We start from the raw sequence: 24,625 nt of genomic DNA on the forward strand, positions 1-24,625 counted from the left end.
CCCGGGCCCCCCCGGGGCCCCCCCCGGGGGGGGGGGGGGCGCCGGGCGGGGGGGGGGGGGGGGGGGGGGGGGGCCCCGCGGGGGGGGGGGGCCCCCCCCCACGCCGTCACCCCGCTGCCCGAGCGCGACCTGGCACTCGTCCGCACCGAGGGCCTGGGCCTCGACCCGCTGCCGCTGTCCGTGCGGGAGCGGATCGACGCCGGAACCTATGTACGCATCCCCGCGGGCTGCTGGCGCCAGGCGCGGGTACTGGACGCCACCGAGGTGACGTACACCGCCACCGACCGCTTCCACCTCCTCCAGGACGCCCTGGGACTGGCGATCGGCACCGCGGGCCGGGACGCGCTGCGGCTGGGCGGCGGGGCGGCCGGGGGACCGGTGCTCGACGCGGAGACCGGCGCGGTGATCGGCGTCCTCGGCACCGCCCTGCACTCCGCGCAAGGCGACACGGGCTTCGCGATGCCGCTCCGGCCCGCCGACGGCCCCCTCGGCGAACTGCTCGCCCGCAACGCGTCCACCGTGCCCGCCTACGGCGGCGACCTCAACCTGGCCGGCCTTCTGCAGCTGACCGCCACCTCGGTCGGCCAGGACGGCCCCCAGGGCTATCCCGCCGGTGCCGTGGAGCCGGTCGAACGCCACGGAGTCGCAAGGGAGTTGGCCGCCTTCACGGACGGCGAGCGGGCCGTGCTCGGGCTCGTCGGCGCGCCCGGCAGCGGCCGTACGACGGCACTGGCGGCCCTCGCCGCCCGCCGGGCCCGCGGCGAGCGGGCCGTCCCGACGCTGTGGCTGCGCGGCGCCGACCTGGAGGACGCCGACGACTGCGTGGCCGACGCGGCCCGCCGCACCCTGGAACGGGCCGCGAGGATCGTCGCCGCCGCCCGCTCCGTCCAGCCCGAATCCCTCGGGGACCTCGGCCCCGAACACCTGGCCCGCCTCGCCGCCCGGGCCGGCCGCCCGCTCCTGCTCCTCCTCGACGGCCCCGAGGAGATGCCCCCCGTCCTCGCCCACCGCCTTCCCGACTGGACCAGGGCAACGGCCGCCTGGCTCCGCCGGACCGGAGCACGGCTGGTGGTGGCCTGCCGGGAGGAGTACTGGGAGCGAGCGGGAGCGAAGTTCCCCGCCGACCTGCTGCACGCTCCGACGCCTCCCGCAGCACCCGGCGCCGCGCCGGCGGCCTCCGCTGCTCCGACCGATCCCGTGGCACTCGCTACCCCGGTCACCGCCCACGGTTCCCCGACGCCCGCCGCCAGCCTCGGCGCGCCGCCCACCCCACAAACCACCAGCACCGCATCCCCCACCCCCCTCCCGCCCTGCCTGCGCCTCCCCGACCTGACGGAGGACGAGGCCCGCCTGGCCCGCGCCCGCTACGGGCTGCCGGACGGCCTCCTCGCCGAGCGCGACGCCCGGCATCCGCTCACCCTCCGGCTGCTGTCCGAGGTGCGGGCCGCCGCCCCGGACGTCCGGGCCGGCGCCGGACCCGTCGACCGGCACGAGGTGTTCGCCGCCCACCTGGACCTGATGTGCCTGCGGATCGCGGTCCGGCTGGCCGCGGAGAGCGGCCTGCGCGGCACCGCCGTACGCCGGCTCGCCGCTCGCGTGGCCGGGCAGGTGCACGAGGCCGCCCGGCGGAGCCTCGGCCCAGGGCAGGGCGAGCTGGACCGGGCGTCGTTCGAGGCGGTGTTCCCCTGGGGGCCCGCGCCGGCCCGGCTCGGCGGCGGCACCGGATGGGCGTCCGCCGTACTGACCGAGGGCCTGCTCGTCCCGGCCGGCCCGGGCTACCGCTTCGCGCACGAGGAGCTGGCCGACTGGATCCAGGGCATGCACCTGGACCTCGACGAGGCCCTGCGCGCCCTGGTCCACCGCCCGCGCACCGACCGCGAAACCGCTCCCGTGCCGGTGCCGCACCATCGCGTCGGCCCCGTCGTGCAGGCCCTGCTGCTCCTCGCCCGGCAACACGGAGACCGCCAACTCCTCTCCCGGCTACAGGACTTGACGGACGCCCTGGACCGCGACCCCGGCTCCTGGTGGGCCGCCCGGTTGCTCGCCCGGACCCTGCTGCAGGTCCCGGACGCCACCCCGTACACCGAGGTGCTGCGGCTGCTGGCCGACCGCATCGTCGCCTGGCGCCGCGCGCGGCGGCCCGTGCCGGCCGAGTTCGGTCCCGGCTTCTGGACCGAACTGCCGGTCTGCGACACCGAGCGGCTCGATCTGCTGCGCCGGCTCGTGCTGGCCGACCAGGCGCCTCCGGAGGGCGGCGAGCGCTACCTGGACGCCGTCGCCCGGCTGCTCGCCGCCGCGCCCGCCGTCGTACAGCCGCGGCTGACCCGCTGGTTCGACGACGAACGGCCGCTGCCCGCGACCCCGCACGCCACCGTCGCGACCGCCGCGCTGGCGCTGCTGCACACCCACCGGCACGGCGCGCTGGACGACCTCACCGAGATCCTGGCGGCCAGTGCCCACCGGCGCGCCGACGAACTGCTCGCGACCCTCGCCGAGGACGAGCCGTCGGCCGTCTGCCGGGCGGTCGACCGCTGGGCGCACGACGAGCGCCCCGCCCGCCGGGCCGCGGCCGTGGCCCACGGCCTGCGCGCGGCCCCGCACGTCCGTACGGAGGCCGACCGCGAGCTGCTGCGCTACGCCGCGCTCGCTCTGCTGGCCCGCCCCGCCGACCGCGCCCTGCACGGCGGCGCCCTCGGCCTGCTGGTCCGCGACCCGCACACCCGCGACCGGCACCTCGCCGCGGCCCTGCGGCACTTCGCCGACGGCGATCCGCAGATCCCGCCGAGCGCCCTGGCCCCCGCCCTGGCCACCCACCCCGAACCGGTCCTGGAGGCCTTCCGCACCCGGCTGTGCGGCCCGCGCGCGGGGGAGGCGCCGGACAACGTGGGGGAGGTGCTTCGCACCCTCACGGACGTCGCCACCCCGGCCCTGGCCCGCCGCGTCGCCCCCGTGCTGCAGGAGACGGCACGGCTGCGCCCGCACACCGCCGGACCCGTCGCCGGCCACGTCGACCGCCGCCTCGCCGAGGGCCCCACCGCCCGCCCCGTCCTGCTGCCCCTGGTCACCGGCCTGCTCGACGGCGCACCCGAACAGCTCCGTGCCGCCCTCGCCACCGTCCTCGCCGCCGCCGGCTCCCTCGCCTCCCGCCCACTGCGCCGGGAGCTGCTGGAGCTGCTGCTCGCCCGGGAACAGGAACCGTCCGTGCTGGACGCCGTACTGCACGCGACGGCCGAGCACGGTGACGGCTGCGACGACGGCCGGGAGGAGGAGGTCCGCGGGCTCGTCCACCGCACCGGTCTGCTCCTCGTCCGCACCCCCGAGGGCGCCACCCGCTTCGACCGCGGCCTGGTCGACCTGGGCCGGCACGTGCCCGGTTTCGCCGCGCGCATGGCCGGCTGGCTGGCCGCCGCCCCGGAGGACTGGGCCGCCGTCGTGGGCCCCAGCACCCGCCGCATGCTGGAGAACCTCGCCGGCGTCCGGGTACCGGCGTGAGCGGTGACAGGGAGGTGCCGCGAACGTGCGCCCGGTCACAGCCCCGATACCGATGCGGGTCCGGGGCACCCGGCATGGCACCCTTAGACCTGCGCAAGTCTTAGGCGTCGATATGGACACGGGTTCGAGGAGCGGTCACAGTGCAGCGCTGGCGTGGCTTGGAGGACATCCCCCAGGACTGGGGGCGCAGCGTCGTCACCATCGGTTCCTACGACGGCGTCCACCGCGGCCACCAGCTGATCATCAAGCACGCCGTGGACCGCGCCCGTGAGCTGGGCGTCCCCGCCGTCGTGGTCACCTTCGACCCGCACCCCAGCGAGGTCGTCCGCCCCGGCAGCCACCCGCCGCTGCTCGCCCCGCACCACCGCCGCGCGGAGCTCATGGCGGACCTGGGCGTGGACGCGGTCCTGATCCTCCCCTTCACCACCGAGTTCTCGAAGCTCTCGCCCGCCGATTTCGTGGTGAAGGTCCTGGTGGACAAGCTGCACGCGAAGGCGGTCGTGGAGGGCCCGAACTTCCGCTTCGGCCACAAGGCCGCCGGCAACGTGGAGTTCCTGGCCGAGCAGGGCAAGACCTACGACTACGACGTCGAGGTCGTCGATCTGTACGTCACCGGCGAGGCGGGCGGCGGACAGCCGTTCTCCTCGACCCTGACCCGCCGCCTGGTCGCCGAGGGCGACGTCGAGGGCGCCCGCGAGATCCTGGGCCGCCCGCACCGGGTGGAGGGCGTGGTCGTCCGCGGCGCCCAGCGCGGCCGCGGACTGGGCTTCCCGACGGCCAACGTCGAGACGCTCCCGCACACCGCCATCCCCGCCGACGGCGTGTACGCCGGTTATCTGCACGTCGAGGGCGAGGCCATGCCGGCCGCGATCTCCGTCGGCACCAACCCGCAGTTCGACGGCACCGAGCGCACGGTGGAGGCGTACGCCATCGACCGCGTCGGCCTCGACCTGTACGGCCTGCACGTCGCCGTCGACTTCCTCGCCTATGTGCGCGGCCAGGCGAAGTTCGAGTCGCTGGAGGCCCTGCTGGAGCAGATGGCCGCGGATGTGAAGCGGTGCCGGGAGATCGTGGCGGCGGAGGAGTAGGCCTTCGGCGTTGCCATTGCACGAAAGGGCGGCCGGTGCGATGAGCACCGGCCGCCCCTTTCGTCTGCTGCGGCTACTGCTGCGGCGGCGGGGCCTGCGGCGGCTGCTGTCCCTGCGGGGGCTGCGGGTAGCCGTACGGCTGGCCGGGCTGCTGGGGCTGGCCCTGCTGCGGCGGGTACGGCTGCTGACCCGGCGCGGCCTGCGGGTACGGCTGCTGACCCGGTGCCTGCGGGTAGGGCTGCTGACCCGGTGCCTGCGGGTACGGCGGCTGTCCCTGCTGGGGCGGGTAGGGCTGCGGCGGCCCCGTGTACAGCTCCTGGCCCGGTGCCGGCGGGTAGGGCTGGCCCGGCATCGGCTGGCCCGGCATCGGCGGGGCGGCGACCGGCGGCGGGTTGCCGTCGCTGGTCCACAGGCCGTGCGCCTGCTGGTGCCGTACGAAGTCCTCGGCGACCAGCGCGGCGAGGTTGAAGTACGCCTCGCGCGTCCGCGGCCGCATCATGTCGAGGTCGACCTCGGCACCGGCCGCCAGATGCTCGTCGAAGGGCACGACCACGACGCCGCGGGTCCGCGTCTCGAAGTGGGACACGATGTCCTCGACCTTGATCATCTTGCCGGTCTCACGGACCCCGGAGATGACCGTGAGGGACCGGGAGACCAGGTCGGCGTACCCGTGCGCGGACAGCCAGTCCAGCGTCGTACTGGCGCTGCTCGCACCGTCCACGGAGGGCGTGGAGATGATGATCAGCTGGTCGGCGAGGTCCAGCACGCCACGCATGGCGCTGTACAGCAGACCCGTGCCGGAGTCGGTCAGGATGACCGGGTACTGCCGGCCGAGGACGTCGATCGCGCGCCGGTAGTCCTCGTCGTTGAACGTGGTCGAGACGGCCGGGTCCACGTCGTTGGCGATGATCTCCAGACCGGAGGGCGCCTGCGAGGTGAAGCGCCGGATGTCCATGTACGAGTTCAGATACGGGATCGCCTGGACGAGGTCGCGGATGGTGGCACCCGTCTCCCGGCGCACGCGCCGCCCGAGGGTACCGGCGTCCGGGTTCGCGTCGATGGCGAGGATCTTGTCCTGCCGCTCGGTGGCGAGGGTGGAGCCCAGCGCGGTGGTCGTGGTCGTCTTGCCGACGCCGCCCTTGAGGCTGATGACCGCGATCCGGTAGCAGGACAGCACCGGCGTACGGATCAGCTGCAGCTTGCGCTGCCGCTCGGCCTCCTCCTTCTTGCCGCCGAGCTTGAACCGGCCGCCCGCCGCCGCGGGCCGACCGCTCTTCGCCTTCTGCTTCTTGTTGTTCAGCAGCCGGTCCGAGGACAGTTCCACGGCGGCCGTGTAACCGAGCGGCGCGGCACCGGGGTTGGTCGGCTGCCGCTGGTCGTGCTGGAGGGGCTGCGGCCACGCCGCACCGGAACGCGGATCCACCGGCGCCTGGGGGACCTGGGGGGTCTGGGGGGTCTGGGGCATGTGGGGGGCTTGGGGTGGCTGCGGGGCCTGCTGTCCCTCGGCGACCGCCGGCGCGCCGTCGGAGCCCTGCGGAGGCTGCGGGAAGCCGTAACCGCCTGCCGCGTTGGGGTGGTTGGGGTTCGGCTGCGGCGCGGGCGGCTGGGGGAAGCCGTAACCGCCGGGCTGGGGCTGGGCCTGCGGCTGCGGCTGGGCGTTGGGGGTGCCCGGTTGCGGGAAGCCATAACCGCCTGCCGCGTTCGGGACGTTGGGGTTCGGCTGCGGCGCGGGCGGCTGGGGGAAGCCGTAACCGCCGGGCTGAGGCTGGGGGTTGGGGGTGCCGGGCTGCGGGAAGCCGTAACCGCCCGTCGCGGCGGGGCCCGCCGGGTTCGGCTGACCGGGCCGCGGTGCGGTGGGCACGCCGGGCTGGTTCGCCTGGTTCGCCTGGTTGGGCTGGTGCCAGGCGGCGGGCGCGGGCTGCGGGGCCTGCGGCTGGAACGGCGGCTGCTGGCCGGGCCCGCCACCGGTGCCCTGCGCGGCCGATGGCTGCCCCTGGCCGGGCATCGGGCCGGGCTGCTGCTGCGCGGGCCACTGGGCCGCCGGAGCGGGCGCCGCGGGCTGATAGGAGGGCGGCAGCGGGGGCACACCACTCTGCGGCGCGGGCGGAGGCGTCCAGCCGGGCTGGGCGTCCTGGGCGGGAGCGGGCGGCACGGCGGCCTGGGGCGCACCGGTCTGCGACGCGCCGTCCTGCGCGGTGGCGTCGGCGGTCGTGCCATCGGAGTCGACGGCACCGCGCGCCACGGCGTCCGTGGATCCGGAGGCGTCGGGGTCGGCGTCGCCGGACTCGGTGTCGTCGGCCTCGGCGACCTCGGCTTCGGCATCCTCGGCGGCCCCGTCCCGGGCACCGTCGGTGTCACCGGCCTCGGCCCCGGCGTCGCCCTCGGCCGTGTCCTCGACCTGGGCCGTGCTCTCGCCTTCGCCTTCGCCTTCATCCGCATCGGCCTCGGAGACAGCCGCTTCCTCCCCGGAACCGGCTTCCGCGGACTGCGCACCCGACAGCTCCCCGGCTCCCTCGGCCGTGTCGCTCTCGGCACCGGCGGAGCCCGTGGCCGTACCCTCCGTCGAGCCCTCGTCGCCGGCGCCGTCCCGCATCGCGGCCGCGCGCTCGGCGACCTCGGCGATCTCGCGCTTCAGGGCCACGGCGGAGAACCGCATGGTGGCCCCGCTCTCCAGGTCCCCGTCGCCCGTCTCCGGCTCCACCGTGGGCGCCGGCGCCTCCGGCTGCGCCTGCTGAGCCAGCGGGGCGGCCTGCGGCGGCTGCGCCTCGAAGCCCTCCGGCAACCGCGGCATCGGAACGGGACTCCCGACGGGCGGCGCGGGCGCGGAGTAGGGGGTGCCCTCGGCCGGTGCGGGCGGAGCATAGGGCGCGCCCTGGGCCGGTGGGGGCGGCGGCGCGTACGAAGTCCCCTGCGGCGGCGTGAACGGAGCGCCCTGTGGGGGCGGCGGGGGTACCGGAGCCGGCGAAGGCGCACCGGAGGAACCCTGCGCGTTCTGCGTGTACCAGGCGGGCGGCGCGTAGTCGATGGTGAACTCGCCCGTCATCTCGATGGCGGACTCCGCGTCGGTCTGGTCGTCGTCGGGTGTGTCCCAGCCCCCGCGGATCCCGTCCCGATCGCTGTTCACAGTTCCTCCTGGTGTGGTCGAACACCCTCATGCCGTGCTTGGGGGCGACCGTTCCTGTCGCACGATTCGCCGGGCTTCCCCCTTGGGTCGACGGACCCCTGCGTCGCAGCGCGCGCACCGCCCGACCCCAGCCTAATCACGAAAGCGACGCGACTGGCAGGCCCGGCTGCCCCTTCATGCCCGTCCGACGCGTCACACCGGGCCCGAGACGGCCACGGCGCACTCGGACGTACACCAAAACGTGACAACAGTGCTCGTGAAAAACCAGGCAAGTTGGACGCGTCAGTCCATCCGGCGTGCCACGCCCAGCAGTCCCGTCTCGGCATCGGTCGCCCGAGTCACCACGTACTGCCGGTCCCGCTCGGTGCACCAGAGGGTCACTCCGTCCGGAAGCGTGGGCAGCGTGTCGAGTTCGGGGCGCGGGAGCCCCATCACCCGCCCGATCTCCACCGCTTCGTCCGGCGACACCCGCTGCACGCCCACCAGGCGCGCCTGACGCATCAACCGCGGCGCGACCGGACTCAGATACGGCAGCAGCGTCAGCACCGACTGCCAGGGAGCCGACACCACGCGTCCGCGCGGCGGCCGCATGCCGCAGTCCCGCACCACCAGCACGGGCGTACCGGCCGAGGCGCCCTGCGGGGGCACGCGGCCGACGTCGTACACCGCGAGGCCGTTCTGTCCGCCGCCCATGGCGTGCACCATGGGCATCCAGGCCTGTGCGCGCCCCGTCTCGACGGCCACGCGCGCCCCCGTCGCCGCCGCCCGCAGCGCCATCACCTGCGCGGTCCACAGGCCGCCGATGAGCACGATGTCGTACGGCGTGGGGCGGTTCACCCCGAGCACGGCGGGCTGGCCCTCGGCGTTGACGCCGACGACCACGCCGTCGTCACCGATGGGCAGGGACAGCGCGTCGGCCTGCTCCACGGGCAGCACATGCCGCGGGTGGCGGGGGCCGAGGAGGCCGAAGCCGGTGCGCAGCCGTTCGCCGAGTCCGGGCGCCGGCGAGGCCGTGCCGGACGGCGTGGGAGATGTCGACAGGGCCATCAGCGGGCACCTCCAAGCGGCAGAGTGGCCAGAACGCCGGGGAGTTGTTCACGGTCCAGGCGTGCGAGTCCGGTTCGCGTGGACCGTGCCGCCTGTTCCAGATTGCGCCGGGCGTCGGTCAGTTCCTGGTTGCTGCGGCCGGTGATGCGGACATGGCCGGTGATGGCCACGTCCTGCTGCGCGCCCTTGGCCAGGGTCAGGCTGAAGGTCGTCGCCAGGGCGGGCACCTCGGTCAGCTGCGCCACCAACTGCGCCAGCGAGCCACCCGATCCGCCCAGTTGAGGCCAGCGGCGCACCCAGTAGGTGGTGTGCCGGCGGTTGTCGCAGCGCCAGCTGCGGAGGGACTCCTCGGTGCGGCGCTGCGGCGCCTCGCCGCGCCCGGCCTGGGCCGTCACCATGGGGTTGGCGCACGCGGACGTCGCGATGGCGGCCGTCAGCTCCTCCTCGGTGAGCACGCTCGCCCGGAATCCGGCGCCGGTGAGCCGGCTCGACAGATGCTCGGCCGAGCGGGTCAGGCACTTCTGTGCGCCCTGCAGTCCGCCGCCGCGCGCGGCCACCGCCTCCGGGCACAGCTCGGGATCCAGCTTCAGCGCGATCCACGTGATGCGCACCGCGGGGGAGCCGGTCTGGGCCTGCAGCGGCGCGTAGTTGCTGACCACGACCGACTGCTGGGGCAGATGCAGCGCGGGCGCGGGCTGGGTGTGCACGACGATCTGCGCCGACTCCAGCCGGATTCCGTCGACTTCGAGGGCGTCCCGCACCAGGCCTACCGGAAGCGGTCTGCGGCCGCGCTCCGCGCGCAGCGCGTCGGCGTCCGACTCCACCTGGAGCACCGCGGTCAGGAAGCCGCCGTCGCCGACCATGCCGATCGGCCGCTGGTCGCGGTCGTCGCCGCGGCTGTAGCTGTAGGTGCGCAGGGTCGGGTCGCACTCCACGGCCGGTGCGAGTCCGGCGTCGGTGCCCGCCGGCACCGGTGTGCTCGCCGCCCGCCGTTTGCGGGTCCGCAGCGCCAGCAGGGTGCTGAGCCATTCCGGCAGGGAGCGTCCCCGGCGGCGTACGACCGCGAGCACCACGAACAGCGCGGCGACCGGGGCGACGGCGATCAGCGCGACCGTCCCCACGAGCCACCCGCACAGCACGAGCGCACCCGCGATCTCCAGCAGCACCAGCCGCTGCAGCGCGAACGAACCGCCGCGGCCCGAACGGGACTCCGGATGCGGCGTGAACGAACCCTGGTAAGTGGCCGGTACCTGCTGGGTGGTGGGATGGGAGGAAGACGAGCCGCGGGCACTCGAGCGGCGCGTGCGACGAGGTCGTGATCCCGATTGCGATCGCGACCGGGTCCGCGTTGCGGAAGCCATCACTCCAAAACCCCCGAACTCACCCGGAAACCCTTTGAGCTCCGGTCCCTTCAAGCCGTGAGCACCCTACCCGTGCCACAAGCACACCCACGCAACAGGCATAGTAGGGGGCGGGTCTGACAGTCGAGTCACCAGAGGCAACCGAGGGCGGGGGACGGATCTTCACAGGTCCCCCACGGCTCCGCAACGGGGAGAGAGCGGACACAGATGGCATCACGGCGGCACGAACTCAACGCCTACACCTTCGCGAAGCGCCGCACGCTCGCAGCATTCCTTCAGCCTTCGCCCTCCGGCTCGGAGGAAGGCGCCCCCAAGCCCCTGGGCGCACTGGTGCCCGGTCTCGTCGTCGGCGCCGTGGTCCTCGCGGTGTTCGGCGCGATCGGGATGTTCAGTCCGACGGCACCCAAGGGGTGGGACGACCCGGAGAAACACGTCATCGTCGCCAGCGAGTCGACGACGCGGTACGTCGTCTTGAAGACGGGCAAGCAGGTGCAGCTGCACCCGGTCCTCAACATGGCCTCGGCCAAGTTGCTGCTGAGCCCCGAGAACGACAGCGTCATCACCGTCGACGAGAAGATCCTGGACAGCGGCAAGCCCCCGCACGGCGTCACCATCGGCATCCCCTACGCCCCCGACCGCCTGCCCTCCGCCGACGAGGCCTCGGCCGCCAAGCGCTGGGCGGTCTGCGAGCGGCCCGGCGCCGGCGGCCGGGCCATCCAGAAGGCGGCCTTCGTCCTCGCGAAGAAGGAATGGCCCAAGACGGAGGGAGCCGACCGGCTCAGCCGGGGCGACCTGATGTACGTCGTCGCCCCGGACGGCAAGACCCAGTACGTCGTCGACGCCCACGGCACGGCGTACCAGATCGAGAACCCGGACGACAAGGAACTGCTCAAGGCCCTCGACACCCAGGGCCGCGCCCCGCAGCGCGTCTCCCAGGAGTGGCTCGCCACCCTGCACAAGGGCGACTCGGTCTCGATCCCCCGCATCCAGGGCACGCCCGGCGCGAAGGCCGGTGCAGGGTTGCCGGACCAGTACGACAAGGTCGGCGAGGTCATCAAGGCGTACGACGGCCAAACCCTCCAGTACTACGTCGTGCTGCGGGGCAAGGTCGCCCGCATCTCCGAGTTCACGGCCACGCTCCTGCTCAACAGCGGACAGCTCGTCGACGTCGGCCAGGCCGGTGAGGCGCAGAAGGTCAGCCCCGGCGCGGTCGCCGACAGCACCACGTTCGAGGGCGGCAGGAACTGGCCGACGTACAAGCCGAGGACGGTGAACGACGGCTCCAGCGCCACCAGCGGCCGCAACACGGTCTGCAACGTCCTGCGCTCGGTCGGCGCGAAGGGCGGCACCACCCTGTCGACGTGGGTGGGCGAGGACTTCCCCGCCCAGCTGCCCACCGGCTCCTCCAGCGGGTACGTCACCCCGGGCTCCGGTCAGCTCTACCGCCAGTTCCAGGGCACGGAGACCTCGGTCGGCGGTGTCTTCCTGGTGACCGACACCGGACTGCGCTACGCCCTGCAGTCCAACAGCGACAGCGACAGCAACAACGAAGGCATCGGCACCTCCGCCAAGAAGCGCAAGGAGGAGCTGCAGGAGGCGAGGATCGCCCAGACCCATCTCGGCTACGAGAAGGTGTCTCCCGCCCCCGTCCCGATGGAGTGGTCGACGTTCCTGCCGACGGGCCCGCGCCTGTCGGAGGCGGCGGCACGGCAGCCGCAGGGCTCCTAGCGGCGGGGCGGAGGAGAACGGAATCATGCTGAAGGCGAAGGCAGGCACGCCGGGGACCGCGGCAAGAGCGGCGGCCCTGACCGCAGCGACGGTCCTCACCGCGACCACGGCGGTGATCGCCCTCCCCGCCGCCCCGGCCCTGGCGGACGACGGCCAGTGCACGTTCCCGTCGAAGCCGTACACGGGCCGGCCGTGGGCGTTGCAGCGCGTCAACCTCGACGAGCTGTGGGCGCTGTCGACGGGCAAGGGCGTTCAGGTGGCCGTGATCGACACCGGGGTCGACGTCAAGAATCCGCAGCTCACCAAGGCCGTGGACGCGTTGAAGGGCGAGAATCTGCTGCCGGCCAAGAACGCCAAAGGCGAGGCGATAGACCGCGGCAACAAGTCGGGCACCACGGACTCGGTCGGCCACGGCACGCGCGTGGCGGGCATCATCGCGGCCCGCCCGATGAAGGGCACGGGCTTCGTCGGCCTGGCACCGGACGCGACGATCATCCCGATCAAGCAGAACGACGCCGAAGGCGACGGCACGGCGGACAAGCTGGCCCAGGCGATTCGCGACGCGGTCGCCAAGGGCGCGGACGTCATCAACATCTCCCAGGACACGGCCAACGCGGTCTCGGGTGGCCCGGCGCTGCAGTCGGCCGTCGACTACGCCCTGAGCCGGCACGTCGTGGTCGTGGCCTCGGCCGGCAACGACGGCCTGGGCGGCAACGTCAAGCTGACCTACCCGGCGTCGTACAAGGGCGTCCTGGCCGTGGCGGCGTCCGACCGCAACAACGAACGGGCGCCGTTCTCCCAGTCGCAGGACACGGTGGGCGTCGCCGCACCCGGCGTCGACATGATCTCCACGGTTCCCGGCGGTGGCCACTGCTCCGACAACGGCACGAGTTTCTCGGCCCCCTATGTGGCGGGCGTGGCGGCCCTGTTGAAGGCCAAGCACCCCAACTGGACGGCCCAGGAGGTCGTCGCCCAGATCGAACAGACCGCGGAACGCTCTATCCCGGGGCACGACCGGCTCGTGGGCTGGGGCGTGGTGGACCCGGTGAAGGCGCTCTCGGACGTGGATCCGGAGCACCCCGTCCAGTCCCCGCACCCCGAGGGCGGCGTGTCCAAGGCGGAGGCCCCGTCGGGCACACCGCTGCACTTCGGCGAGACCGCGGAGGAGCGGAACAGCCGCATGGCGACCTACGTGGTCGTGGGCGTCCTGGTCCTGGTGGCGGGCCTGAGCGGTACGGCGGTGGCGGTACGCGACGCGCGGCGCAGGCGCGGCATGCTGGAGACCGGGCGATGAACGCCCTGGGCCAGCTGAACGTGCTGGGCCTGTGCCTGTGCGCCGTGCTGCTGGCCATGGCGTGCGTGAAGGCGGACCGGGTCCGCGCCTGGCGCGCGAGCATCAACCCGTCGGCGGAGGAACTGCCCGACTCCGCCTTCGTCGTGGCGCGCGTCATCCTCCTGACCGTGGCCGGTTTCGGCGTCTACACGTCCGTCCAGACCATGGGCGTCGCCGACCGCACGTCGTGGGACGACGGCGAGCTGACCAGCGCGGTGCATCAGGCCACGGACGACCTGGACGGCTACCGGTTCACGGTCGACGGCTCCGGCACGCCGCTCTACTTCGACGACTACGCGTCGCTGGTCGAGGACAAGGTGGTCGAGCACGGAGGCGGCGACGCCCCGCAGACCGGCGTGACCGTCACCCCGTCCGACACCGACACGGCCGACGACGCGCACCTCACCGTCACGGCGGACGGCGCGGACGCGTCGTTCTGCACCCACGTCGAGCGCAGCCGCTCCAAGAAGGACGACTACACCCCGCCGGGTATCACCGGCGGGAAGGGCTCACTGACCTATCGGGGATACCGGATCGCCGTGGCGACGCAGAAGGGCGAGTGCTGACCGGCGGAGTGATGCCGGGCCGGCTGACGTCACAGCTTGCCGAAGACCACTCCGCGCCAGGTCCAGCCGGACTTGAGGACGGTGTCCCGCAGTGGGTCGCGCAGTTGGGCACTGTCGAAGCGGAAGGTCTCGGTCACCTCCAGCCGACCGTTCTCTCCCCGCCTGATCGTTCCCGAGCGGCTGACGGTCCGGCTCGGCCCACGCGTGTATGCGGACGTCACCTCAAGCCTCGTCGGATGCCCGACGCGCTTGATCTCCCACTGCTCCTCAAGAGCGCGCAGCTCGTGCTCCTTGCGGTCCATCCGCATCCGGATCCGCACGGCGTGACTGATCTCGAACTGCACGAAGACGTGCTGCCAGGCCGGCTCCGTCAACCGCCATTCCGCCAGCAGGTCGCATCCCTCACCGCCGCCGTAACGGATGACGTACGGGACATCGGCCCGGTTGAGGCCGAGCAGAGCTGCCCGCAGCTCCTCGCCCGGGACCGGCGGTACTCCCTCCGGGGGTGCTGGGTGCCGGTGAGTTTGTCGAGGAGGCCCATGTGGTCAGCCTACGAAGGGAACCACGGTCAGCTCGCGGCCGGGGAGGCCTTGTCGGCAGCAACTGGAGCGCGGTCGGTAACGACCGGTCGCATGTGGAAGTTCTGCAAAGATCCAGCGATGCCGCGCCTTCACAGGCGATCACGGTCAGGGGTGACTGGCGGCCTCCAGAGCGCCCGGCGGTCACCTGCACATCGCCTCACCGCACACCCGCAAATCGGGCATACCGAGATGCGTGGTTCAGTCTCGTAACCGAGTCAACACATATGCCGGTTGGACCCGTTGGGCAGGTTGACTACAGTGGTCAAGTGCTGTGAGTCGCGGCTCGCTTTGCGATCGTACGGTGGGTCGACGACCGGTCCCGCCTCGGACGGGGCCGATGGTGTACGGGGAAACGGGGAGGAACATGAGCGGGGGCGGGTCAGGGCCGAACCTCGAGGTCAGCGGAGACATCCTGACGCAGTTCGTCAACACAGTGGACAGCGTTCTGCAGAATCTCGAGAAGTCGGCGGGCAATCCGGCGCGAGTCGGAGAGCAGACGATCCGGCACACGTCACTCCGCAGCGGGTCTGCAGGCTTCCATGAGGCCGACGCACTCTACGGGACGTTCAACGAGGTTCACCAGGCGCTCACGAACCTTTCCAAGACCCTGCATCTGCAGATCGAGGCGATCGGCATCGCCGTCAAGGGTGCGAACGGCACCTTCGACGACCTCGAGGAAGAGCAGCGGCGCCGGTTCTACGAGATCCAGTCGGAGATCAAACAGCTCAATTCGCAGGGCGCCAAGAACACCGGCGGCGGGGAGAAGGGAGGGATCTGAGGATGACCGACAAGCACAAGGCGGACATGGACCGAGTCTCCGCGGAGAACGGGTTCACCGACTTTGCCCGGGGCCTCGGGGACCAGCCCAGCACTGGCGGTCTCTTTCTCAATCCCGTCGAAATCCTTCGCGCCATGGCCAAGAGCACGCCGTACGGGCAGGCCATGGTCAAGCGAACGGAATTCGACGACTACGACCTCAACGCGATGATCGACTTGGTCGAGCGGACGGATCCGGAGGACCTGGAGTCCTCCGGCCGGGCCCTCTGGGACGCGCGCGACGCCATCAAAGCGGCGGCTGACACACTCAAGGGGAAGTTCGACACGGTTCCCTGGGTGGGCAAGGCGGGTGACAGCTTCCGTACCTGGGGCGAGAACCTCGTCAAGCACGCACACGGGCTGGCCGAATTCGCGGGCGGAGCCGGCGACTCGATCACCGCGGCCGCCGAGGGGCTGGCGTCTGTCCGCAACGCCATGCCTCCTCGTGACACGCGAGCGCATGCGACGCCGGCCAAGGACTTCCCGGCGCAGGAGAAGGTGCCAAGCAACAAGGACTACGCCGCCGCGGTCCAGGTGGAGAAGCACCGCCAAGAGGCGGTCAACCAGATGAACCGGTTGGCGTCGTATTACGCGGTGTCGAACCAATCGCTGCAGGATTGGCACAAGAGCGCGCCTGACTTCGGCGGCCTCCCGAGCGTCGGGGTGCCCAGGCCCAAGATTTACAACGATCCCGCTCCGCAGGGCTCCGGTTCGCACGGCACGGGCTCGAGCACGGTCGGAGGGCATCATCCGGTAGTGGATCCGGTGCGGCACGCGGACGTGAGCGGCACAATCCACAGGCCGGCACCTGTAAGCGACACCCCGACTCCCAGGCCAGACGTCACGGATGGAGCCAAGCACCCGCACGTGCCGGTGGGTACGCACATCGACACCACCGGCACGCTGCCGCCGCCCACGACCACCACACCCGGGCCCGGCCACACGCCGCCGGTGACCGGCACGCCTCCCACCGGTGGTGGCCAGCCCAGCGTGTTCGACGGCGGTGGATTCGGGCTTCCCGTGCCCAATGCCACGTCAGGTCGCGGCCTGAGTGGTGTCGGCGGTTTCCGCACCCCGCCGTCAGCACAGGGGCGGGCGGGTACATCCGGTTTGTCCAACCCGGGCTCGGGGCGCGCCGTGGGGCGAGGACCCATGGACCAGATGGGCCGCGCCACTTCGACGGGCCAGTCCGCTGTCAGGGGTGCCGGTTCCGGACCGAGGTCGTCCTCGCCGATGGGCCGAGGAGTCACGGGCGGCACACCACGACCCGGAAGCACGGCGGCACCACGTACGGGCAGCGGGCCGGCCACCGGCGCGGCCCGGTCCAATGGAGTCGTCGGGGGACGGCCGTCCGCCACGAATCCGCCGGCGAAGAACGGGTCGAGGATCCCGCGCGGCACGGTCATCGGCGGCGAGGAGGAGGCCAACTCCCGGCCCACGACCGGCCGGCTGGGCCAGCGGGGTGTCTTCGGCGCGCCCGAGTCCTCCGCGCGGCCGGGTTCGGGTGTCACCGGGTCCCGTTCCGGTGCCGGGTCGGCCGAAGCCGTCACCGGCAGGCCGACCGCGCGCAACTCCGAGGCAGGAGCCGAACGCAAAGGCATGACCCGTGGTGGCGCAGGCCTGACGCGCGGCGCCGGCCAGCAGGGGAAGCCCGGCGACCAGCGGAAGACGGACGCAGCCCCGCGCCCGGACTACGTGGTCGAGGACGAAGAGACACACCTGCCGAACAAGCCCCGGCGCGAAGTGCCGCCGGTCACCAACTGAACGCAAGCGAGGACAGTCAACGCCATGAAGTCAGGGACCAGCCGACGAGCCGAGCAGGCTGACGTCCGCAGGGCGCGCTGCGGAAGACGAGTGCGCGCGGTGGGCGCGGTCGTCGGCGCCCTGACCGTTGTGACCGTCGGACTGTCCCCAGGGGCCGCCGCGTCCGACGAACAGTCGAAGCAGTGGTACTTGGGCCCCATGCAAGCCGAACAGATGTGGAAGGTGAGCACGGGCAAGGGCGTCAAGATCGCGGTCATCGACACCGGAGTGAACGCGAATACGCCGTCGCTCAAGGGGCAAGTCCTGGCCGATGAGGTCCCCAAGTCGGTGGCTTACCACGCGACGGCCGACTACTCGGGCCACGGCACGAGCATGGCCGAGCTGATCGCAGGTACCGGCGCAGGTGGTGGACTGAAGGGGCTGGCACCAGGAGCGAAGATCGTTCCCTATCGCGTCAAGCTCGAAGGCATCAAAGGCGCGAAGGAAGAGGCCAGGACCCCGGATCCCGATCAGGCGCTGAGGGCTGCTGCCGACACCGACGCAAAGATCATCAATATTTCGTTCATCGGGATGAGCCTCAAGGAAGACGAGGCTGCCGTCAAATACGCGCTCTCGAAGGGCAAGCTGATCATCGCGGGAGTGGGTAACAACGGCAAGAACGGCCATGCCGATTATCCCGCCTCCTACCCCTACGTCCTCGGCGTTGCGTCCGTCGGCAAGTCGCTCACGGTGTCGAGCTTTTCCTCAAGCGGAGGCTACGCCGACCTTGCAGCTCCTGGTGAGGGATATCCGGGCTATTGCGATGGCGGCACCGTCCGTTATTGCGACAACCGGCAAGGCACGAGTCCGGCTACCGCGCTCACCTCAGCCGCCGCCGCTTTGATCTGGTCCGCACACCCCGACTGGACTGTGTATCAGGTCGAACGGGCCCTTCTCGACACCGCTGGGCGTACCTGGTCGAAGGACAAACCGAGCAAGTACCTCGGCTACGGAATCATCCGTCCCCGCGTGGTCCTGGCGGACAAGAACTACGACCCCGGCCCCGCCGATGTCGACCCGCTCCAGAAACAGGACCGTAGCAAGGAGTGGGAAAGCGTCGCCCCTGTCGCCCCTGAAGCGTCTTCTTCTCCTTCTGCACCAGCCTCGTCACAAGCCCAGGACAAGGGTTCCACCGGCGCAACCTCGGCGGCAGGATCGAGCGCGGAGTCATCGAGTGATGGCGGAAACACCACTTGGATCGCACTCGGCGCCGTTGGCGCGGTCGTCGTGGTCGGCGGCGGCGCCCTGGCCATCGCGCGGGCACGGCGCGCCAGGTGAGCCCCTCGACACCAACTGCCGCAGCAACCCAGTGCCGTTCGGCCAAGGACAGGCACTGCGTGCTCGCCGCTGGAAGCGACAGGCGACAGCGGTGATCCGAAACCGTCAGATCAACAACGGACACACGAAAGGCAGGGCCGATCATGGCCGGCGGAACGCAGAAGCTCCAAGATGATGCAGTAATCCGTCTGCAGAAGCAGATGCTCGAGAAGTACGAGAACATCCAGAAGCGCGTGCACGCGCTGCAGGGCGTCATCGACGGTCTCGAGGGCCAGTGGCAGGGTATCGGCCGTGCCGCCTTCGACAAGAAGCAGTACGAGATCAACCAGTCGCTGCGCAACATCGGCAACATCCTCGGCGACGTCATCGAGGCCATGACCACGACGCGCAACATCAAGGACAGCAAGGAAGACGAGGTCCGCGCGGCGGTCAACAAGATCGACCTCCAGGACGGCGCTTCCACCGTTCCGACGTCCGCTCTGAACTCCTACTGAGTCGAGCGACCCACAGGACATCTGCCGGACAACCGGCGCACTCACCAGCTACACACCAGCGAGACGAGGTAGACAGGCATGGCCAACAACGCTGAGGGCCTCTCAGTCACTTACGACGGGCTCGACACCGCGGCGACCAGCATCGGTAACCAGGCGAGCCAGCTCGAGTCGGATCTGCACGACCTGCGCGGCCTGGTGGTGAACAGCCTGCAGTACTGGGAGGGCCAGGCGCAGGGCACCTTCCACGAGAAGCTGCAGCGCTGGGACAAGGAAGCGAACGACATCCACCAGGCGCTCCAGGGCATCGGGCACGTCGTCGCCCAGTCCGGCGGTACGTACATGGAAGGCGACAAGAAGGCGGCCTCCTACTTCCAGTAGGACACGGCTCGCAGAAGCAACTCCAGGGTGGGCGCGCGCGGGAGGCGCCCACCCTGCTGTTGTGCCGAGCGACGAAGGCCGAGCTGTTGAATCAGAGGGACGAAGAGTGAGCATGCGGGCGTCAAGCATCGGACCGAGTAGCCGAGGTACCCGGCAGATCGGCCCGTACACGGTCGTCACGCGGCTCGACTCCGGCCTTCCCGCGCACACGCCCGTCCCCGAGTACCGCTTCATCGCCCGCAGCGCCGACGGCGACCGCACCGTACTGCTCAGCAGTCCCCTGGCAACGGTCGACCCGCAGCGCTTCATGGCCGAAGCCGACGCCTCCCGCTATCTCCTGGGTTCCTGGGTCCTCCCGGCCGTCGAACTGGCCGCCCCGGGCGAGCAACCATGGCACGCGCGTCCCTACGTGCCCGCACTTCCGCTCCCCATCGCCCTTGCCCTCCACGGCGGACCGCTGCCCGAGCGGACGGTCCGGGCGCTCGGCGTCGCGCTGGCCGAGAACTTGGCCGTCATGCAAGGGCAGAACCTGACCCACGCCGGGCTCTGCCCGGCCGCCGTGCTGATCGCCGCGGACGGACCCCGGCTCACCTGCTTCGGGGCGATACGGGCCGCCGCGCCGGACGGTGCCCCCCGGCAGGAGGTGCCCGGGCTCGACCCCGGCTCCCTGCCGCCAGAGCAGGCCGCCGGTGGGCAACCGCGCCCGCTCGGCGACGTGTACGCGCTCGGCGCGACGCTCGCCTACGCCGCCACCGGGTACACGATGCCGGAACGGGAGGAACTTCCGCCCGCCCTGCGCTCGCTGGTCCCGCGGTGTCTGTCCCGCGACCCGGCCCAGCGTTGCCAACTCTCTGAGGTCATCGATGAGTTGGCGGGAGGCGCTCAGCCGGACACGCCGGTCGGTTTCGCTCCGCCCTCGCGAGCGGACGCCTTCCTCGCCCCCGGCTGGCTGCCCGCCCGGCTCGTCGCCGCCATCGTCCACCAGTCAGCATCGGTCCTGGCCGCCGAGGTGCAGTTGCCGACGCCGGCACAGGCACCGGTGCATGCGTCCTGGCCGCCCGGCGGAGCGCCGTCCCCGGCCCCAGCAAGCCACCCCAGCCACTGACGACAAGAACCCCATGCCGACTCCTCTCACCCACGACGACCCCGTCGCCCTCGGCCCGTACCGGCTCATCGCCCGGCTCGGCAGCGGAGGCATGGGCACCGTCTACGTGGCGCGTTCCGCCGGCGGCCGTACCGTCGCCCTGAAGACCATGCACGCCGCCATCGCCACCGATCCGGCGGCCCGCACCCGGTTCCGGCTGGAGGTGGACGCGGCCCGGGTCATCGGCGAGCAGTTCGGGGCGCGGGTGATGGACGCGGATCCGCTCGCTCAGACGCCCTGGCTGGCCACGGAGTACGTGCTCGGCCCCCCGGCTCGACGCGGCTGTCGAGGCCGGGGGACCGTTGCCCGAGCAGTCCGTACGCGCTCTCGGCGCCGCCCTGTGCTCGGCACTCGGCCAGCTGCACCGGTCGGACGTCGTACACCGCGACCTCAAGCCGTCCAACATCCTGCTGACCGCCTACGGGCCGAAGGTCATCGACTTCGGCATCGCGCGGGCGATCGGCGACGACCGCCTGACCCGCGCCGGCGCCGCCGTCGGCACTCCGGCCTTCATGTCCCCGGAACAGGCGACGGGGGAGGAGCACGACGCGTCCGGCGATGTCTTCGCGCTCGCCGGGGTGCTGGTGTACGCGGCCACCGGGCGCGGCCCGTTCGGGCACGGGCAGGCAGCGGATCTGCTGTACCGGGTGCGGTACGCGAAGCCGGACCTCAGCGGTGTACCGGCCGGGCTGGTGCCGGTGCTGGCCCAGTGTCTGGTCAAGGAGCCGGGGGCCCGTCCCACCACGGGGCAGCTCGCAGAGCAACTCCACGACGGCAGAGGCGAGTTCGCGGACCACCTGCCCAACGAGATGCTCGCGGACATCGGGCGGCGGGCTGCCGACGTCTGGCAGCTGGTGCCACAGCGGCTACCCGCGCCGGCGATCGGTCCGGAGGCTGCGGTGGATACCACGACGGCCGGTGGTCGCCCGTCGCGCCGCGGGTTCCTCGCTCTCGCCGGCGTACTTGCCGCCGGTGCGGTGGCGGGCGGAGGCGCGTGGTGGTGGCAGGAGCGCGCCGCAGCGCGGGGCGGTGAAGGTACGACTGGCCAGGGCAGCGCCCGCCGGACGCGGAACCTCGATCCGCTGTGGTCGTACCAGTTCGACTCCCCGATGCTCACGGACGTCTTCGGCATGGTCGTCCCCCAGGGGATCGGCGGGATGATCGTGGTTCCCATGGGCGGATATACCCATGGCGTGAGTCCCAAGAGCGGCGCGAGCAAGTGGCAGGTGTACAGCCAAGAGAGCGGCTGGCAGATGATCGTGGCAGGTGGCCGCCTCTACGGGCTCACGCTGGGGAGTGTGACCGACGACGGGTTCGGGTCCGCCGTCAGCCTCCGGACCGTCGATCCGCACAATGGCAAGACGGCCAAGACACTGGTCCGGCTCGCGGATACCAACGACGAGCTCTCAACACATCAACTCCTCTACGTCACCGATCGCGTCGCGTACGTCGTCGTTGGTAACGGGAAGGAGGATGGAACTGGCTACATGATGGCCCGGCAGACCTTCACCCTCCGCGCCGCCGACCTTCGGACCGGCAAGCAGCTGTGGTCGAAGGCATTGCCTGCACGGCCGGACGACAGCAAGAGGCTGCACTTTCTCGCCGCCCGGGCCGTTGGCCGCCGCCTGGTGACACTCCAAGAGGTGCAGGAGTGGACCGTACACATCGTCGTACGGGACACCTCGACCGGAGCTGTGGTGTGGGACAGGCCGTATGACATCGACGATCCGGACATCCTCCGCGGCGGGATCGCCGCGGATGGCGATCATGTGTATCTCGGTGGCAGACGGCTGCGAGCGCTGCGGCTGAGCGACGGGGCCGTGGCCTGGCAGACCACGACGGACCGTGCATACAGTCCACCGGCGCTCAGGGCGGGCGTGCTGTACGCGGTGGGTGCGGGGACCGGGCTGACGGCGTTCGATGCGGCCAGCGGACGAGTGCTGTGGACCGAGAAGGGCGGAGCGGCGGACGAGGCATCCACCGCCTGGCAGCCCGTCCTCGGAACCGAGTACGCGTACTACAAGAACGCGGCCTTGCTGCATGTGGTCAGCCTGTCGGACCGCGCCACTGCGCTGACTTACCAGACGAGCGGAAAGCAGTTCCGTGCGGACACGGACTCAAAGTTGGTTCTCGGCGTGAGCAGCACCGACCTGACCGCCTATCCCCTCAAGTGACATGACCGGAAGCGGCGAAACCGCGGATCGCGCTCAGCGACGCCTGGCCACGGCCTCGCCGCTCGTCCGCCCCCACTCATCACCTCCGGGCAGAAGGACCCCCCTATGAAACCCCTTGGTACTGGCGACCCACTCCGCCTCGGTCCCTATCGCGTCCTCGGGGTCCTCGGCGAAGGCGGCATGGGCAAGGTCTACGTCGGCCAAGACGGCGCTGGCAGCCTGGCCGCCGTCAAGGTGCTCAGGCCCGAGCTCACCCACGACACCAACCTCGCCCAGCGGTTCGTGCGCGAGGCGCAGGCCGCGCAGGCGGTGCGGAGCAGCGGCATCGCGAACGTGCTCGGCGCGTGGACCGAGGGCGGACGGCCCTGGATCGCTACCGAATTTCTCGCGGGGCTCACTCTGGACCAGGCGGTCGACACCTACGGTCCTCTCGACGGGCCGGCGCTGCGTGCTCTGGCCAGCGCGCTCGCCCGGACCCTCGCCGACATCCATGCGGCCGGGTTCATTCACAGGGACCTCAAGCCGCCCAACATCGTGCTGACCTCGTCCGGTCCGCGAGTCATCGACTTCGGCATCGCCCGACCCGAACACGGGCTGACTCTCACAACGACCGGGCAGGTGCCCGTCACCCCGGGGTATGGCGCTCCCGAGCAGGTGCTCGGCCAGCGGGTGGCTCCGTCGGCTGACGTGTTCTCGCTCGGCGCGGTGCTGGCCTATGCGGCAAGTGGCAGACGGGCGTACGAGGGCTCGCATATCGCGGCCGTGCAGTACGAAGTGGTACACGGCGAGCCTCGGCTCGACGGGATCGCCCCGCCGTTGCAGGCACTGATCCTGCCCTGCCTGGCCAAGGACCCCGCCGCGCGTCCCGCTCCGGCCCAGATCATCCAGGCCATGGCAGCGCCCAAGGGGGCCGACCGGGTGTGGCGGCGTGGACCGATCGCTGACGGCATCAAGGAACGGGAGGCCGGGGCACGTCGGCTGACTACGCCTGTCACGATGGAGACGGCCCCGTCCGTCACCCGTAGGCGTCTGCTCGCGGGGCTCGCCGCGGGAGGCGTGGTCCTGGCGGGCGGGGGCGGTACGGCGGCGTGGTGGATCGGCTCGCGGGCCGGGTCGACGAAGAGGAAGAGCGACCCCTTCGACATTCCTCCGGCTGTGCGCATGCCTGCACAGAAGCTGGACATCAAGGGTGTCAAGGAACCGTTCAGCAATGACGTCCAGCCGACGGATCTGTGGGAAGTGGCCAACGAAGCAGATGCCTACTCCCGGCCGTTGTTGCCGGTCGGAGACGTCATCGTCTTCGGTGTCGCGACCGGTGGTGTCGCGGCTTTCGACATCACGAACGGGAAGCGTCGCTGGACCGCGCCTCACCTCAGAACGAAGAGCGGCTACCTCTCCCTCTCCGACCGGCTCGTCATCGGGGCCGACGGCAAGGGCGTGCTGCGGACCTTCGTGCCCTCCACCGGTGAACCCAAGTGGACGTGCCCGGCGGCCGAGGCGGCCACGCTCCTCGCGGCTGACGAGGATGCGGTGTACTTCGTGACGAAGGACAACAAGCTGCGCAGCGTGAACCGCTCCGAGGCCAAGGTTCGCTGGACGGTGCCCGTCCCTGTCGATTTCCTCGGCAAGTTGCTCAACCCGGCCGTGATCGGCCAGGGCATGCTTGTCATGTCGACCGTGGACGGCACCGTACTGGTCGTGCATACCGGCAACGGCCGCACGGCGTGGACCCGTCTCGACCACCAGGAAGTCACTGTCCGTCCCGCTGTCTACAACGACACCGTGTACATCAACGGCAAGTACCTGGACGCCCGCCGGCTGAGCGACGGAGAGAAGATCTGGAGCACCAGGCTCGGCGACTGGGAGACCGACTGGGACAAGTGGGGCCCTCCCGCAGCCTACGAGGACGCGGTCTATGCCAGCGCGGGGGACGGCATCCGATACCTGTCCAAGAAGGATGGCAAGGTGCTGTGGAATGCCTTCGATTGTGCGGACTCCGCGAGCCCGGTGGTACGGCAGGGCCACGCCGTCTGGGCGCTTGAATTCGACAACAGTGCGAACCGGCCCGCGCTGCTGGTCAATTCCGTGCGAGTATCCGACGGAGAGCGCGCACGAAGCTACCAGCTGCCCCAGTCGGACTACGCCCGCCTAGCCGCCGCCGGTAATCGTGTCTTCGTTCTGCACGACAGTTCGGTCATCGCTCTTGCGGCGTTCTGAG

At 71.5% G+C, this 24,625-nt stretch carries 16 protein-coding genes and 1 pseudogene; 13 read left to right on the plus strand and 4 right to left on the minus strand.

Features of this window, described 5'->3' with window-relative positions; genetic code table 11:
• Positions 1-114: 114 nt before the first annotated feature.
• Both ACIBJF_RS38285 and ACIBJF_RS38290 read left to right on the plus strand, forming a co-directional pair.
• Complete coding sequence (locus ACIBJF_RS38285; RefSeq protein WP_399181003.1) at positions 115-3,492, plus strand: serine protease; 3,378 nt, start codon at positions 115-117, stop codon at positions 3,490-3,492.
• A 140-nt stretch (positions 3,493-3,632) separates the two neighbouring features.
• The gene (locus ACIBJF_RS38290) at positions 3,633-4,580 is read left to right on the plus strand and encodes a bifunctional riboflavin kinase/FAD synthetase (protein ID WP_399180960.1); all 948 of its coding nucleotides are present in this window, start codon (positions 3,633-3,635) and stop codon (positions 4,578-4,580) included.
• A 73-nt stretch (positions 4,581-4,653) separates the two neighbouring features.
• On the opposite strand, the gene ACIBJF_RS38295 is transcribed toward ACIBJF_RS38290, so the two are convergent.
• The 3 genes from ACIBJF_RS38295 to eccE form a co-directional block, all read right to left on the minus strand.
• Positions 4,654-7,704 carry an SCO5717 family growth-regulating ATPase gene (locus tag ACIBJF_RS38295; protein WP_399180962.1) on the minus strand — a complete coding sequence of 1,017 codons (3,051 nt, stop codon included), beginning with the start codon at positions 7,702-7,704 and terminating at the stop codon, positions 4,654-4,656.
• Between the two features lie 282 nt (positions 7,705-7,986).
• Positions 7,987-8,751 (minus strand): hypothetical protein, encoded by a 765-nt coding sequence (locus ACIBJF_RS38300; RefSeq protein ID WP_399180964.1) that lies wholly within the window; start codon positions 8,749-8,751, stop codon positions 7,987-7,989.
• Positions 8,751-10,112 (minus strand): type VII secretion protein EccE, encoded by a 1,362-nt coding sequence (eccE, locus tag ACIBJF_RS38305; protein ID WP_399180966.1) that lies wholly within the window; start codon positions 10,110-10,112, stop codon positions 8,751-8,753. Before eccE ends, ACIBJF_RS38300 begins: the two co-directional genes overlap by 1 nt.
• A gap of 207 nt (positions 10,113-10,319) precedes the next feature.
• Between eccE and eccB the strand changes: the two genes are divergently transcribed.
• Genes eccB through ACIBJF_RS38320 form a run of 3 tightly spaced genes read left to right on the plus strand, consistent with a single transcriptional unit; the run spans position 10,320 to position 13,739 of the window.
• A complete protein-coding gene (eccB, locus tag ACIBJF_RS38310; protein WP_399180967.1) occupies positions 10,320-11,840 on the plus strand; it encodes a type VII secretion protein EccB in 1,521 nt (506 codons plus the stop codon).
• A 25-nt stretch (positions 11,841-11,865) separates the two neighbouring features.
• Positions 11,866-13,134 carry a type VII secretion-associated serine protease mycosin gene (gene mycP / locus ACIBJF_RS38315; protein WP_399180969.1) on the plus strand — a complete coding sequence of 423 codons (1,269 nt, stop codon included), beginning with the start codon at positions 11,866-11,868 and terminating at the stop codon, positions 13,132-13,134.
• Positions 13,131-13,739 carry a hypothetical protein gene (locus tag ACIBJF_RS38320; protein WP_399180971.1) on the plus strand — a complete coding sequence of 203 codons (609 nt, stop codon included), beginning with the start codon at positions 13,131-13,133 and terminating at the stop codon, positions 13,737-13,739. The genes mycP and ACIBJF_RS38320 overlap by 4 nt, the downstream gene beginning before the upstream one ends.
• 29 nt (positions 13,740-13,768) lie before the next feature.
• Here ACIBJF_RS38320 and ACIBJF_RS38325 read toward each other — a convergent pair.
• A pseudogene (locus ACIBJF_RS38325) lies at positions 13,769-14,280 on the minus strand (hypothetical protein).
• A gap of 404 nt (positions 14,281-14,684) precedes the next feature.
• Between ACIBJF_RS38325 and ACIBJF_RS38330 the strand changes: the two are divergent.
• The 8 genes from ACIBJF_RS38330 (at position 14,685) to ACIBJF_RS38365 (ending at position 24,624) form a co-directional block, all read left to right on the plus strand.
• On the plus strand, positions 14,685-15,098 hold the full coding sequence (locus ACIBJF_RS38330) for a hypothetical protein (protein ID WP_399180973.1): 414 nt from the start codon (positions 14,685-14,687) through the stop codon (positions 15,096-15,098).
• 2 nt (positions 15,099-15,100) lie between these two features.
• Positions 15,101-16,900 carry a hypothetical protein gene (locus tag ACIBJF_RS38335; protein WP_399180975.1) on the plus strand — a complete coding sequence of 600 codons (1,800 nt, stop codon included), beginning with the start codon at positions 15,101-15,103 and terminating at the stop codon, positions 16,898-16,900.
• 90 nt (positions 16,901-16,990) lie between these two features.
• Positions 16,991-18,217: a S8 family serine peptidase gene (locus tag ACIBJF_RS38340; RefSeq protein WP_399181005.1), complete on the plus strand. Its 1,227-nt coding sequence runs from the start codon at positions 16,991-16,993 to the stop codon at positions 18,215-18,217.
• 143 nt (positions 18,218-18,360) lie between these two features.
• A complete protein-coding gene (locus tag ACIBJF_RS38345; RefSeq protein ID WP_351807080.1) occupies positions 18,361-18,711 on the plus strand; it encodes a WXG100 family type VII secretion target in 351 nt (116 codons plus the stop codon).
• A 78-nt stretch (positions 18,712-18,789) separates the two neighbouring features.
• A complete protein-coding gene (locus ACIBJF_RS38350; RefSeq protein WP_351807079.1) occupies positions 18,790-19,089 on the plus strand; it encodes a WXG100 family type VII secretion target in 300 nt (99 codons plus the stop codon).
• 112 nt (positions 19,090-19,201) lie between these two features.
• A complete protein-coding gene (locus ACIBJF_RS38355) occupies positions 19,202-20,194 on the plus strand; it encodes a serine/threonine protein kinase (protein ID WP_399180976.1) in 993 nt (330 codons plus the stop codon).
• Positions 20,195-20,535: 341 nt separating this feature from the next.
• Positions 20,536-22,407, plus strand: a complete 1,872-nt coding sequence (locus ACIBJF_RS38360; protein ID WP_399180978.1) for a PQQ-binding-like beta-propeller repeat protein — start codon at positions 20,536-20,538, stop codon at positions 22,405-22,407.
• 105 nt (positions 22,408-22,512) lie between these two features.
• The gene (locus ACIBJF_RS38365; RefSeq protein WP_399180979.1) at positions 22,513-24,624 is read left to right on the plus strand and encodes a protein kinase; all 2,112 of its coding nucleotides are present in this window, start codon (positions 22,513-22,515) and stop codon (positions 24,622-24,624) included.
• Position 24,625 lies beyond the last annotated feature (1 nt).

The organism is Streptomyces sp. NPDC050743 (assembly GCF_044456925.1).
GTDB lineage: Bacteria > Actinomycetota > Actinomycetes > Streptomycetales > Streptomycetaceae > Streptomyces.